Raw genomic sequence first — 13,840 nt, forward strand, 5'->3', positions numbered from 1 at the left:
GAGGAGAACTGAAATGAAAAAGGCAATTTCTTTATGCCTTGGAACAGCCGGACTGGCGCTCGCGCTCATGAGCAGCTCGGCAATGGCAGCCGACAAGCTGACCTTGCAGCTCAAATGGGTGACGCAGGGACAGTTTGCAGGCTATTACGTCGCCAAGGACAAGGGCTTTTATGAAGCCGAAAATCTCGACGTGGATATCAAGCCGGGCGGCCCAGACGTTGCTCCACCACAGGTGATCGCCGGTGGTGGTGCTGACGTGGTGGTAGACTGGATGCCTTCAGCCCTTGCCACTCGCGAAAAGGGTGTTCCGCTCGTCAACATCGCACAACCATTCAAGAAATCCGGCATGATGCTGACCTGCCGCAAGGACACCAACATCACCAAGCCTGAAGACTTCAAGGGTCGCACGCTTGGCGTCTGGTTCGGCGGCAATGAGTATCCGTTCCTGTCATGGATGAGCCATCTGAAAATTCCGACCGAAGGCGGCAAGGATGGCGTAACTGTTTTGAAACAGGGCTTCAACGTCGACCCGCTGATCCAGAAGCAGGCCGACTGCATTTCCACCATGACCTATAATGAATATTGGCAGGTGATCGACGCCGGGATTCCAGCCGACCAGCTCGTCGTCTTCCCATATGAAGAACAAGGCGTAGCGACACTGGAAGACGGGCTATATGTCCTTGATAAGAGCCTTGACGATCCTGCAATGGTCGACAAGCTTGCCCGGTTTGTCCGCGCGTCGATGAAGGGCTGGCAATATGCCTCCGAACATCCTGACGAAGCAGCCGAAATCATTCTCGACAATGATTCTTCCGGTGCGCAGACACAGGAAGTTCAGGAGCGTATGGTCAAGGAAATCGCCAAGTTGATCGACGGCTCGGACGGCACACTCGATGTCGCCGCTGCCGACCGTACGGTTGACACGCTTCTCGGTGGAGGCTCCGATCCGGTCATTACCAAGAAGCCGGAAGGGGCATGGACCGCTAAGGTCACCGATGCCATGAAGAAATAATCCTCGGCATTTCCATATGAAAAACCCGGAAGCGCGCTTCCGGGTTTTTGTTTGTCTACCTTATCGCTCTATTTCAACTTCTCTTCCAAAGCCACGGCCCGAACAAGCTCGCGTTCCAGACGCGCTTCTTCCTCTGCTTTGGGCTGCGTAAAGCGTCCCAGCAGCAGATAGGCGACCGGCGTCACATAGAGAGTAGCAATCGTTGCAAGACCGAGGCCGCCCACGATCACCCACCCCAAAGCCACGCGCGCTTCCGCGCCTGCCCCGCTCGCCAAAACCAGCGGCACGCCGCCAAGAACAGCGCAAATCATCGTCATGCAGACAGGGCGGAGGCGAATATTCGATGCCTCCTCGATTGCTTCGCGAACACTCAAGCCTCTGTCCCGCAACTGGTCGGCGAATTCCACGATCAGAATACCGTTCTTCGCCATGATACCGACCAGGAGCACAAGGCCTATCTGGCTATAGACGTTCAGGCTTGTACCCGTAAGCAACATCGCGAAAACCGCACAGCCAAGGCCCAGAGGAACTGTCGCCATCACAATCAGTGCGCTGATGAAGCTTTCGAACTGCGCGGCGAGCACCAGAAGAATGATGATGATGGCAAAGCCGAACACCATCGCAAGACCGCTCGATGTTTCGCTAAGCGTTGAAGCTTCTGCCAATGGGATGATATGGCTTCCCGGCGGCAGCAAAGGTGCTGCGATTTCCTGCGCCACCTTGTAGGCATCACCCAACGCAAAATCGTCGCGCAGATTTGTCGTTATAGAAACCGACCGCTGGCGCGTCTCGCGATTGAGCTGCGGTGGGACCGCTTTTTCAACAACCGTTGCAATGGACGACATCGGTACATAGCGGCCGTCCGTTGTTTTCATGAATATGTTTTCAAGATCAGTCGGGTCGTTGATCGGGTTGGTGGTGGCGACGAGTTTCACATCGAAACTGCGATCCCCTACATAGACCGATCCGATCTTGCGACCATCAAGGACCGATTGCACGGCATTCGCGAGCCCCGTGATGTCGATACCGAGATCGGAGGCCCGCTCACGATTAATCTCGACGGAAAGCTGCGGCTGGGTCGGTTCAACGGAAAGGCGGGGCTGCACAAAGCGCGGATCTTTTTCAAGTGCGTCGACGACCGCCTGTGCAGCAGGCTGTAGCTTGGCATAATCGCTGCCCACAATGGCAAATTGCAATCCGTTACCCGCACCACGAATACCGAGGCTGTTCGGCTGGGTCGTAAAAATACGCACCGCTGTTATGCCTTTGATGCGTTGGGTAATGTCAGCCATGATTTCCTGCTGGCTGCGTGCACGCTCTTTCCACGGTGCCAGCGTCAGGACAACAAAACCGTTATTGGACGATCCGCCCGAGCCCGCGATGGCATAGGTGGTGGTGATTTCACCACTATCGCGCAGAGGCTGGACCGCCTCCTCAATTTTATCGAGTTGCGATTGGAGGAATTCCACGCTGATACCCTGCGGCCCGTTGACACGCAGCAGTGCAACGGCACGATCTTCCGATGGCGTCAATTCCTGACGGATCAGGCCGTAGCCGATAAAGGATGCGCCTGCGAAAAGCGCGGCCACGAGCACAACAACGAACGGCGCCGACAGACAGATGTGCAGCGTCTTTTTATAAAAGCTCGCGAGCCCGCCGCCGATACGACGCAGGAAAAGCGGACCGTGGCCGCCATCTTCCCCACTTCCTTCCTTGAGGAAACGAGAAGCAAGCATCGGACAAAGCGTCAGCGCTACAACTGACGACAGAAGAACTGCAATCGCCAGCACGAAGCCGAATTCACGGAACAGGCCACCCGCCTGCCCCGGCAAAAACGAAATGGGAACAAAGACTGCCGCCAAAGTCAGCGTGGTAGCGATGACGGCAAAGAACACTTCCTGGGTACCAAGCACCGCAGCCGCGCGTGGCCCCATACCCTGATTGCGTCGTCGAACAACGTTTTCCAGCACGACGATGGCATCGTCCACCACGAGACCTGTGGCGAGCACCAGCGCCAGAAGGGTGAGAATATTGACCGAGAAGCCCGCCAGATAGATGGCTGCAATCGTGCCTATGAGGGCGACAGGCATGGACAAGGCCGGGATGAGCGTAGCGCGAATATCCCACAAGAAGACGAAAATGATCGCAACTACGATAATCACCGATGCGATCAGTGCGATTTCCACCTCGTGGATAGCACCATTGATGAAATTCGCATCATCACTGGTGACCGCAATATTGACACCCTCAGGCAAAGTCTTCTGCAAATTGGCAACCGCAGCACGTATGCCTTCCGAAATGTCGAGCGTATTCGACTGTGCCTGACGCACGATACCAAGACCGATTGCCGTCTTGCCATTGGAACGCACTGCAGAACTTTCGATATCCGGCCCAAGCGTAACGGTCGCAACATCGCGGATCTGCGTCCGTCCCTTGATATAAACGTTCTCGAAATCTTCAGGTTTTTCAAGATTTGCCGTTGCACGGACCACAATGGACTGATCAGCGCTGCGCAGGGAACCGGCAGGGGCGTCGAGCCCCATGGAAGAGAGCGCTGTGGTTATATCGGCAATGGTCAGACCGTAGCTCGCGAGGCGCGCTTGATTGATATCAATGCGGAAAATCTTGTCGCGGTCACCGTTGATCTGAACGTCGGCAACGCCAGGCACCGCTGACAGAATATCCTGAATCTGGTCTTCGACCAGCACCGTCATGTCATCGACAGACATGGTGTCGGAGGTCACTGCCAGACGCATCACCGGATCAGCATTGGAATCCGCCTTGATGATGCGCGATGGGTCTGCCTCTTCCGGCACATCGTTGGCGACGCGGGAGATAGCATCACGCATATCCGCGGCTGCAACGTTCAGGTCCACACCGTCGTTGAATTCCACCGTAACGCGGCTGCGTTCGAAGGAAGATGTCGAGGAAATAGACTTCACGCCTGAGACGCGTGCGACGGCGTTTTCGAGAACCTGCGTCAACTGACGGTCGATGGTTTCAGCGGAAGCACCACTGAAATCCGTGCTGATTGTCACGACAGGCCGGTCGACATCCGGCAGTTCGCGAATATCGACGCCTGTGAAAGCCGCAAGCCCCGCGACGATGATCAAAACATTGATAACGAAAGCAAAAACCGGACGACGGATAAATAATGCCGTCGATCCACCGTTGCTGGACGGAGAATTGTGACCTGTCACGTTCTCATCCTCATCCTGCAACGCGTTTTGACGGGGCGGGTTCAGCCAGCGCTGTGCCCTGTTCACCCTTTACACGCACCGGTGCATCGTCTCGCACGGTTTGAACACCTTGCGTAACGATCATGTCGCCCTGCTTCACCGGGCCATCAATGAGGATGTTGGTTGAATTGCGCTGAACGATACGCGCGACGATTTTCTTGGCCACACCATCCTCGATGCGCCAGATATAGGAACCCTCAGCTCCCCACTGAATGGCCAACGGGTCAACAGAGGGATAGCGATCACCGGGGAAGAGAACGGTGACAGAAAACGACATGCCTGCGCGTAGACGATCCTGCGTGTTTGGAACTTCTGCACGAACATGCAACGTGCGGCTCGCCTCATCCAGCATATTGTCAACCGCGTTGATCTCGCCGCTGTAGGTCTCTCCCGGGAAAGCGGTCGATTCTGCAGTCAATGGCTGGCCAACCTTGATTTGCGGCGCAAAGCGCTCCGGCACCCAGATATCGATCAGCACCTTGGATCGGTCATCGATACGACCGATGGAGGTCTGAGCAGTAATGTAGTTACCCACATTGACAGGGAGAATGCCGACGATACCGGAAATCGGCGCGCGAACCGTGCGGCGGCTCAAAGCAAGCTGCGCATCCTGTAAAGCAAGCTGCGCATTGGCGACCGCCAGTTCCGTCTCTACGACCTGAACTTCAGTTGCAGTATTCGTCGCCCTCAACTTCGCGATGCGCTGGCGGGTCGTCTGCGCATCCTTCAACGCTGTCTCGGCTTTGGCTACGGCAATCTTCTCGGTCTCGGCGTCAAGTTCGGCAATAGGGTCGCCTTCCTTCACGCTATCGCCAGCCTTGACATAGAGCTTCGTCATGTAACCGCTGGAATATGGTGTTATTGATACGGTACTGAGAGCCCGTGCCGAGCCGATAGCCGTCAAACGGTTATTGATGGTCTCTTCGCCGGCCGCCTCGACAACCACGAGCGGCGCTGAACGTCCGCCCTCGTCTTTTGGTGCTTCTCCGCCCGCCCCGACAGCCTTCACCACATCATTCTTGTTCTTGTATGCATACCAGCCGCCGACCGCGACCGCAGCTATGAGCAGGCACAAGGCAATCTGCTTCCAGGATTTCATTCAGCTCTCCGGCAAGGTTTACCGTCACCCTGACGGACCTCGTATTCGAATACCACTATGTCGGACGCGGAAAATGCCAGCAAATAGTATCAGAATGATGATTGCCTTCACATCACGCAAATCACACAACCCATAAGGATGCATGGATTTTTCCCGACCAAGATTTTGCACGCAGGACTTCAAGCCGTCGAGTTAAATTTCGGTAATGCTGTCCATGAGCGTTAAGTAGCGAGTGTGTTCTTAACCGATTGAACAAAGGCTGTTGGATTTATCGGTTTGCTCCATATATAGGAGGCTACCTTTATGTATTGCGTTTCGACGGCGCACCGGTTGAAGCACCGCGGCAATTAGGCCGGTGCGCTTTGAATTGGAAGCAGGCTATGGCGGTTGTTGAAAAGACCACAGACACAGGCACGCCTTCCCCTGAAGCGGCCTCTCGGACTGCGACCGTTGAACGGCTCTCACCAACTCAATTCACACGTTTGCCCTGGCGCAACCGGCTTTCAAGCAAACTGCTGCTCTTGACGGCGCTTGCAGTGCTGATCACTGAAGTTCTGATCTTTGTCCCTTCCGTCGCCAATATGCGTGTGCGCTGGATGAGCTCCAGACTGGATACCGTGGGGGCCGTCAGCGAGGTTCTCGCCGCCGGTGGCAACATGGATGTACCGCGCGATATTCAGGACAAGGTGCTTCTGGCAACCGGCACCAAGGCCATCGCTATGCGTGAAGCCGGTGCATCGCGTCTGCTCGCCATGTCGGAAGTTCCTGGCAAGATCGATCAAGTCATTGATCTCAACAATATCAGCGAAGCGGCTGCCATTTGGGACGCATTCGGAACATTGTTCAACGGCGGAAACAGGACTTTGCGAATCTATGGTTCGGTTTCCAGTTCTCCGGATCGAATCATTGAAATCGTGACCTCGGATGCTCCTCTCCGACATGCCATGCTCGTCTATGCGCGCAACGTGACTTTCATCTCGCTCATCATTTCGGTGATAGCAGCAAGCCTGATCTACCTGATTATTCACGAAATGCTGTTGCGGCCGGTGCGCATCATGCATCGCAACATGATCGATTTCGCCTCATCCCCGGACAATCCCGCGCTCATCCTCGTGCCTGAAAGCCGCAAGGATGAATTTGGCGTTGCCCAGCGCCAGATATCCCATATTCAAAGCGATCTTCAGAGAACACTCAAGGAACAAAAACACCTCGCCGACCTCGGCCTCGCCGTTTCCAAGATCAACCACGATATGCGCAATATTCTGGCTTCGGCGCAATTGATGTCGGACCGGCTTGCCGATACCGAAGACCCGATGGTGCAGCGATTTGCACCCAAACTCATTCGCACACTCAGCCGTGCAATCAGCTATTCGGAAAGCGTGATGGCCTATGGTCGCTCGCAAGAAGCACCACCACGCCCGCGCCGTGTTCTGCTACACACAATTATCGCGGACGTACAGGAAACCCTGAGCCCCAATTCAGAAAGCATCATAGAGTTCGAAAATCTTGTCCCGGAAGATTTCGAACTGAATGTCGATTCGGAGCAGCTATTCCGTGTACTGAGCAATCTCTGCCGGAATTCTGTGCAAGCGATGGAACGCGATCAGACCAACGATGAGGCGACCATCAAACGGCTCACAATTTCTGCTGGAAGAATTGGGACAACGGCGATCATCGGTGTTGAGGATACCGGTCCCGGCCTGCCACAAAAGGCACGCGACAATCTCTTCACGGCTTTCAAAGGATCGACACGTAGTGACGGCACTGGCCTCGGCCTCGCTATCGCACAAGAACTGATCCGCGCGCATGGTGGGACAATCGAGCTTCGGGAAGACCGTCCTGTTGGAGCGCATTTCGAGATTCGCATCCCTGATTTGCCTACGCAACGCGAAGACCGCAACAACCAGCGCACCGAAGAAAACGCCTGAGCAATCTGCCGTTGTGCCAGCTTGCAATCGAAAGGCCCGGAAATGCGGGGCCCGACAAGAAATCTTCACAGAACCACATTTTTTTCTAAGAAGACGCTTGCATTTGGCGATCTGTCCGATTATCAACCGCCCATCGCCGCAGCGAGCGGCACCAAGGCAAGCACCCGTAGCTCAGCTGGATAGAGCACCAGACTACGAATCTGGGGGTCAGAGGTTCGAATCCTTTCGGGTGCGCCATTTTTCTCAAATGTCGAATGACACGATATTTGGCCTTTTTGGCCACTATGTTGCCATTGGGTCAGCATCGCTGACCATTCTCCACGCCCCCTCGATCTGCGTCCGTTGGAAACTGCGACGCAACCTCGGCGCATAGATTTCGCCCATGGTCGGCTTCCGATCCCGCTCCCGCAGTTTACCGGGTTGATCGAAGCATTACTAATCGAACATGGTACGAAAGCTGAACACGTCGCAGGTTTTGGGATTTTTGCGACGATGCGTCAGAAGGATGAAGGATGGCTCAGCTGCATGAAATTCAGAATATCGCATCGGCCGCGAGACGATTTATCGAGCCCGTATGGCACCACTGGCATCAATCGCGAGGCCGAACCGTGCCACATCCCACGTCGAGATATACTTGCGGCAGAACCAGCTTGTTTCTACGGGACGTGCTGAGGCATGAGGGGCATCCTGCCGAATGGGTGAGCGGGACACCATATACCGGAGGCAGCGGCGCACCTGTTACCGCATGTGGCTACTATTCCGGAACACGATGGGAAGGTCATGCTTGGGTTATTTCTGAAGACACCATAATTGACATCACTGCCGACCAATTCGGCGGTGATCCTGTCCTCATTACTTCGGTATCCGACGCCCGCTATGTTGGCTCCATAGATTTGGCTGACCCTGATGCCATAAAGGCACGTCGCGAGGCTGTGGCAGCACTATGGCCGGATTGGATGGCCTTCCGCTCAAAATCCGATCCGTCGCACAAATCCTGATTTTTGCAACGGGACATGATACGAAATAATTATCCTTGGCCGTATGTGAAACTTATAGTCTTTGAGCATGTACCGATTGAAGCCCGGCATAAAAAAGGACCCCGTGCGCAGATGGGCGCTGCCTGATCGCGTTTTTTTTGGAAATGGGGCCTGCGCTATTCTTGCCGGTGTCTTCCTGCGAAAACCGCCCCTTCCCGGATTCTATGCCGAGCGGATTATTCCAACCGAAGGTTTTGCAGGGAACCATATTTATGTGACAGACGGTTTAATCGCATTCGATAACCATGGCTATTCACTAAGGCGACGCCTGCTGTTGTACCATACGTCGGGATGGTCGAGCCGCTACCCGGAAGGTTGGGCCTGCTCTCTGGAATTAGTAAGCTTCGATCTGCTTGATACTTGTGATCTCAATGACAACAAAATGTTGGGCCCGGATCAGTACCTTCACGATCCAATCATCCGCGCGCACAAATATCTCGCAAAGATAGATCACATAGAGGCGAGCGCCCGTGCGCGAGCTAAGCTTTCGCAAAATTCCTAAAACGTGCATCACGTCCGCAACGTGTCGCAAAAGTCAGTCGCACAAGTTTGACTTTTGCACATGATTTTTGCGACGGAAATTTCCCTGAAAAATCAGTGCTGATGATTTTGTCGCGAAACTTAGGAATTACGCGACATGGTAATTTCGCCCATGTATTGATCGAGGTGATTCTTCCATAGCGCAGGCTTGAACATCAACGCATGGCCCATGGGGGCAGCAACAAACTTTCCCTGTCCTCCGGCTGACAGAAACCTTTCGAAATTCCCTCTACAGTGCCCAATCCTGTAGTACTGGTCATAACTACCGTGCAGCCAGAGCGTTGAAATGCCGCTAGATGCGCCACGTTCGAATATTAGCGGGTTGACGATTTCATGGCTGGGGCAGCCTCTTCCAAGCCAACCGCCGTTGAAATTGATTGCACCCCGAAACGTGTTCGGCCGCATCCCCGCATGTGCTATCGCCAAGATGCCGCCGCGAGAAACACCCCCGATGACAAGCTGGTCCTGATCTACATCAGGTCGCTCGCGCAGATGACGCACCACAGCATCCACATCCTCTATGGCCCGCTCGAAGCCCGCAATCGCGACCTCAACATTGCAGGAATAGCCGGAGCCATCAGGAGCAAGTCCCTCTCCGTAGATTCCACCCGATTCCCCTCGTCCTCGGCGCTGCGGAAATAGAGCCATCCAGCCCCGTTCAACAAAATAGTTTCCTACGACAGTCGGACACATCGTTCTCGAATAGAGGGCCTTGTTTTGACCCCGCCCGGTAGAGCCGTGGTTGAAAATGATCGTCGGATATGGCCCGTCATGTTGGGGCTTGGCTGCAACGACTTCTAATTGAACCCCGGCCTCGCCAGATGGTATGAAAAACTTCTGATACTTCATTGAGCCTCATGCGCGATCATCTGCCGCGAAATTCCCGAAACATGCGACACTTAAGAGTATGACGGGTAAAATATCGTGGCAAAAATGGCAATTTAACTGCAACTGATAAAATTTGACCTCATGATTTTCAATGGGTTATACTAAGTGCAGAGGCCAAATATCGTGTCATTCGACATCAAAATTGTCGAATGACACGATATTTGGCCTTTTTGGCCACTATGTTGCCTTTGGGATAGTATTGCTGACCTTTCTCAACGATCCTTCCCTCTGCGTCAGTCCGAAACTGCGACGCAACCTCGGCGCATAGATTTCGTCCAGGGTGGGCTTCCGATCCCATTCCCGCCGCTCACCGGGTTGATCGAAGCATTACAAATCGAACATGGTACGATAGTTGAACGTGCCGCAGGTTCTGGGATTTTTGCGACATCAGTTTTTAGGCCAGTCATTGTTATTGAATGAGTTGGACGACCACGTCAGTATTCGAGCATGTCCCAAGAATCTCTACGCATCAGGCATGCCAGCCGAAATGACCTTCCCCGTCTGCTTGACCTATATCAGCATCTTGCACCCGGCGATGTGCGACCAACATCAGGTCATGCCGAGGAAGTGTTTGACCAGTTCATGGCCTATGGCGGCAGCGCAATCTTTGTCGGTGAGATAGGAGAGGTTCTGGCTTCATCCTGTTCGTTAGTGGTCGTGCCTAATCTCACCCGAGGAGGCAGCCCCTATGGTCTGATCGAAAACGTCGTGACGCACAGCGATTTCAGAAAGCGTGGATTCGGGAGAGAGCTTCTGAATGCTGCATCGGATGCGGCTTGGCAGGCCAGTTGTTACAAGGTCATGCTGATGACGGGATCGAAAAGGCCCGAGACGCTTAACTTCTACCTCGGTGCGGGCTTCGAGCAGACAAAGACCGGCTTCCAGAAACGCCGTTTCGAGTCGCATAAATCCTAAGTTTCGCGACAAAATCGGCGGCACTGAATTTTTCAGGGAAAATTCTGTCGCAAAAGTCGTGTGCAAAAGTCACACTTGCGCGACTGACTTTTGCGACACGTCGCGGCCCGGAATCCGGGCCGCCGCGGACGTGATGCGGGTTTCAGGAGTTTCGCGACAGCCGAAGGCGATGTCTGGTGGAATCCGGTCTGGCCGCTTATAGGTTATTCTTCATAGGACGCGGACATTCAATCGCCAGCAACATTGAGGTTGCGAGCTGTCGTTCGTCGGAGATCAGCACATTGAGGTTTCAGTCGGGTGATGAACGATCAGGTTACACGAGCATTGGCGCATCTGCGCGGAGGCAGCGCACAAAGTGTCGAGGACAAATCCTATCCAATCACGCTGAACTTTCACCCGGATATTTCGGTTGATGGCAATTTGGTCATCGATCTCCTCGCCCGGCACAGAACCTATCGTTCTCAATTCGAGACTGGCACAAGCAATGGCGGTCTCTCAGCTCATCCGGGCGGTGATCGATGGAATTGGGAAAGCCGGATATTCGGGGGCGTGTATGACGAGGGTCACCCATCGCTCCGACCGAAATATGGAGCCCTGAACTATCGCCTTGATCCTGTTGGCGGATCACGTCGCTTTGGATCATGTCACCTTCGCCTGGCGCTGCACGTCCGTTCCCGCACTTCATTTTGCTACCCCGACAGCCATTTGGAGCCGCGCCATTTCGCAGTCGATGATGTCCGTTCGCTTGTCGCTCTTGCCTCGGAAAATGAACTCGCTCTCGACCCTTGGCTCGACAACTACATCGAAGCGCATATTCATGGCTCGCTGAGCACGGCGGACGATGTCGATGCTGTCGTTCTCGATCCGTCGTTTCGCGGCACTTCGATAGAGGAAGCCGCTGGTTCGCTCGGTTGCCGGGTGGAATGGCACGACGGTTTCCGGTTGCCAGTGGAGCGGATTGCCGAATGCGAAGCATACCGGGGTCCGGTCGCGGTGAGCGCGATCACAAGGATCGCAGAGGACAAGGTGGTAACGCCCGCCATCCTCGGACATGCTCGCGACCGTCTGCTCGATTATCAGACGGCGAAATGGGTCTGGCACTGCATCGCCCGGTTTGGTCACGAGTAAGGGATCGATAGCATTTGGAAGGAAGAGGGGCGAAGCTACCGTTTTCGCGTCGCAAAATTCCCAAGACTTGCGACACTTAAGAATATGACGGGTAAAATATCGTGGCAAAAAAGGCAATTTAACTGCAACTGGCAGAATTTGACCTTAGGATTCTCAATGGGTTATACTGAACCCAGAGGCCAAATATCGTGTCACACGACACAAATGTCGAATGACACGATATTTGGCCTTTTTGGCCACTATGTTGCCATTGGGTCAGGATTGCTGACCTTTCCGAACAATTCCAGCCAAATGTGTCCGAGCCGTATCGTAGGATTGGATGTCCAGTGACTGGCGCGTGTCGGTGATGGGGTGGGTTCCCGACTGTCGGCTTATGGTCTCGGCCCTTCCAAAGCAGACATGCGTGGGTCTTTTGCCGTCCTCGCGTTGAATTTCATGAAATGCTTGCGGAAGGCGATGACTAGTCCATCATCCTTGGTGTCTTTGCACAGCGACAGAATTTCCGCACCCAGGCGCCAGCTGATCGTGTAGCGCGAAGGCCTGATTTCGCCCTTAGCCTTTTCAAGAAGCGCGATCGACTCTTCCGTAAGCGGCGCTGTGGTCCAAAATTCGAAATGCACGGGAAGATTCTTCCAGTCTGGGTGCTCTTTGGCGGCTTTGAAAAAGATCGGCACGTTGTGCTGAAGCCATTTCTCCACCTCGCTGTGAGGCGTCTCTCCATATGGAGAATGGCCTTTGCACTCGATAAAAGTTAGGGATATGTCGTCACGTACGGCGATAACGTCGGCCTCTGCTTCTTTCCCCCCGACCTTATAGATCCTGTTCAAGCGTACCTGGTGAGCGCCGGCCCTTCGGAAGACGTCAGCCGTCAGGTACTCGAACAATGTGCCTCGGAGCTGGTTGGCTGCACCTTCGATCTTGCCAAATTTGCTGAATAGCGCATCGAACTCGGTCGGATCGATCGTCGATAGTATCGCGGCTTTGTTCAACACCGCCGAAAGCTGCAGCAGCCCCGCCGCCACTTCTTCCCCGAAAAGGTTCGCCGGCGTCGCGGGTACGATGCCGTTCTCCTTGAATAGCTGAAAGGCATCACCATGGAACTTGCCGGCCACGAACATCTGCAAGCACGGGCCGACATTGCGAAGGTTTCGTAAGGTTCGGCACTTGCTCACGAACGGGCGTGCACCCGCGACGGTGACCGGATCTCCCAGATGAACGTCACAGGCGACGAAACCCGGCCTATTCTTACCATCCTTGCCGACTTTTATCATCGCGCCCAGATAGCTGGGTGCGGTCAAATCCCACGCGAACGTTCCCACGCGCGGCAATGTCTCTGAATCTCGTGTCGTCACCTTCCCATAGCTAACAATCCCGAGCTTCTTCAGCCAATCGCTGACGGCCGTCAGAAGAAATCCCTCCGTTATAAGGCGTGTTCGGACCATGGGTGCCAAGCCTTCGTAGAAGCCATCGGCCTGCACGATCGCAATGCAATCGCCAACGCCGGGCAACGTCACCCGTTTGAGAAGACCCGCCTCATTGAGCCGAGTAAAGATGGTTTCCGGTGACAAATGCCTGAGCTGTCTTACGGGTGCGCCGCAAATGATCGGAAATAGTCGCTCCGGAACGACGCCCCCTCGCTGCCGAAGCGCGGCTATGGCATCGCCGTAGGCCGATTTGGTCTGCATGAGCGCTGCGACGAGGTTCTCCCAATAGATGGGTGAGCCAAATTGCCGCTCGAGATACAAGAATCGGGCTTTGCGGGGGAAGGTGATATAGCTGAGACGCCGCACATTACCGGCCACTCTCGATACGCGCTTTCGCGCAGCGGCCTCGGAAACCCCGAGCGTTTTGACCAAGTGCCCCGCAACTTCGCCAGAAAGGCGGGGACCGCAACGTTCCAGGAATTGTTCGATCAGATCGCTCATGATTTTGGCACGTGTCACACAGCGCTGTTAATAATATGAATACATATACGGACGCCAGTTTTCGCGCGATCCGTACTTCTCGTTGAAATTACAGGATAATGCGACGATCAGATAAGCACGAAATCCGGT

The 13,840-nt window shown here is 54.5% G+C and carries 9 protein-coding genes and 1 tRNA gene; 6 read left to right on the top strand and 4 right to left on the bottom strand.

The genetic code is table 11. From position 1 onward, the window contains the following. The first annotated feature begins 13 nt into the window (after positions 1–13). Positions 14–1,012, top strand: coding sequence for an ABC transporter substrate-binding protein (locus ACYSN1_RS05535; RefSeq protein ID WP_461724745.1), 999 nt, complete (start codon positions 14–16; stop codon positions 1,010–1,012). 68 nt (positions 1,013–1,080) lie between these two features. Here ACYSN1_RS05535 and ACYSN1_RS05540 read toward each other — a convergent pair whose 3' ends face one another. Then, the gene (locus ACYSN1_RS05540) at positions 1,081–4,212 is read right to left on the bottom strand and encodes an efflux RND transporter permease subunit (RefSeq protein WP_461724746.1); all 3,132 of its coding nucleotides are present in this window, start codon (positions 4,210–4,212) and stop codon (positions 1,081–1,083) included. Between the two features lie 10 nt (positions 4,213–4,222). Further along, the gene (locus tag ACYSN1_RS05545; protein ID WP_461724747.1) at positions 4,223–5,350 is read right to left on the bottom strand and encodes an efflux RND transporter periplasmic adaptor subunit; all 1,128 of its coding nucleotides are present in this window, start codon (positions 5,348–5,350) and stop codon (positions 4,223–4,225) included. Positions 5,351–5,730: 380 nt separating this feature from the next. Here ACYSN1_RS05545 and ACYSN1_RS05550 point away from each other — a divergent pair, with 380 nt between their 5' ends. The 3 genes from ACYSN1_RS05550 (at position 5,731) to ACYSN1_RS05560 (ending at position 8,817) form a co-directional block, all read left to right on the top strand. Next, positions 5,731–7,278, top strand: a complete 1,548-nt coding sequence (locus ACYSN1_RS05550; RefSeq protein ID WP_461724748.1) for a sensor histidine kinase — start codon at positions 5,731–5,733, stop codon at positions 7,276–7,278. A gap of 160 nt (positions 7,279–7,438) precedes the next feature. After that, positions 7,439–7,515: transfer RNA gene (locus ACYSN1_RS05555), tRNA-Arg, on the top strand. 828 nt (positions 7,516–8,343) lie between these two features. Next, on the top strand, positions 8,344–8,817 hold the full coding sequence (locus ACYSN1_RS05560; protein WP_461724749.1) for a hypothetical protein: 474 nt from the start codon (positions 8,344–8,346) through the stop codon (positions 8,815–8,817). Between the two features lie 119 nt (positions 8,818–8,936). On the opposite strand, the gene ACYSN1_RS05565 is transcribed toward ACYSN1_RS05560, so the two are convergent. Further along, the gene (locus tag ACYSN1_RS05565; protein WP_461724750.1) at positions 8,937–9,704 is read right to left on the bottom strand and encodes an alpha/beta hydrolase family protein; all 768 of its coding nucleotides are present in this window, start codon (positions 9,702–9,704) and stop codon (positions 8,937–8,939) included. A 486-nt stretch (positions 9,705–10,190) separates the two neighbouring features. On the opposite strand from ACYSN1_RS05565, the gene ACYSN1_RS05570 reads away from it, so the two are divergent. Further along, entirely contained in the window at positions 10,191–10,658 is a 468-nt protein-coding gene (locus tag ACYSN1_RS05570) for a GNAT family N-acetyltransferase (protein ID WP_461724751.1), read from the top strand. Between the two features lie 300 nt (positions 10,659–10,958). Next, complete coding sequence (locus ACYSN1_RS05575) at positions 10,959–11,786, top strand: DUF3626 domain-containing protein (RefSeq protein WP_461724752.1); 828 nt, start codon at positions 10,959–10,961, stop codon at positions 11,784–11,786. 371 nt (positions 11,787–12,157) lie between these two features. On the opposite strand, the gene ACYSN1_RS05580 is transcribed toward ACYSN1_RS05575, so the two are convergent. Beyond that, a complete protein-coding gene (locus ACYSN1_RS05580) occupies positions 12,158–13,711 on the bottom strand; it encodes a hypothetical protein (protein ID WP_461724753.1) in 1,554 nt (517 codons plus the stop codon). Positions 13,712–13,840: the final 129 nt, after the last annotated feature.

The sequence above is a fragment of the Brucella sp. LJL56 genome, assembly GCF_054871705.1.

Bases quoted from the DNA above. Each gene is read 5' to 3' on its own strand.
- ACYSN1_RS05565 (WP_461724750.1), bottom strand. From the start codon at position 9,704: ATGAAGTATCAGAAGTTTTTCATACCATCTGGCGAGGCCGGGGTTCAA.
- ACYSN1_RS05560 (WP_461724749.1), top strand. From the start codon at position 8,344: ATGTACCGATTGAAGCCCGGCATAAAAAAGGACCCCGTGCGCAGATGG.
- ACYSN1_RS05545 (WP_461724747.1), bottom strand. From the start codon at position 5,350: ATGAAATCCTGGAAGCAGATTGCCTTGTGCCTGCTCATAGCTGCGGTC.
- ACYSN1_RS05570 (WP_461724751.1), top strand. From the start codon at position 10,191: ATGTCCCAAGAATCTCTACGCATCAGGCATGCCAGCCGAAATGACCTT.
- ACYSN1_RS05575 (WP_461724752.1), top strand. From the start codon at position 10,959: ATGAACGATCAGGTTACACGAGCATTGGCGCATCTGCGCGGAGGCAGC.
- ACYSN1_RS05535 (WP_461724745.1), top strand. From the start codon at position 14: ATGAAAAAGGCAATTTCTTTATGCCTTGGAACAGCCGGACTGGCGCTC.
- ACYSN1_RS05580 (WP_461724753.1), bottom strand. From the start codon at position 13,711: ATGAGCGATCTGATCGAACAATTCCTGGAACGTTGCGGTCCCCGCCTT.
- ACYSN1_RS05550 (WP_461724748.1), top strand. From the start codon at position 5,731: ATGGCGGTTGTTGAAAAGACCACAGACACAGGCACGCCTTCCCCTGAA.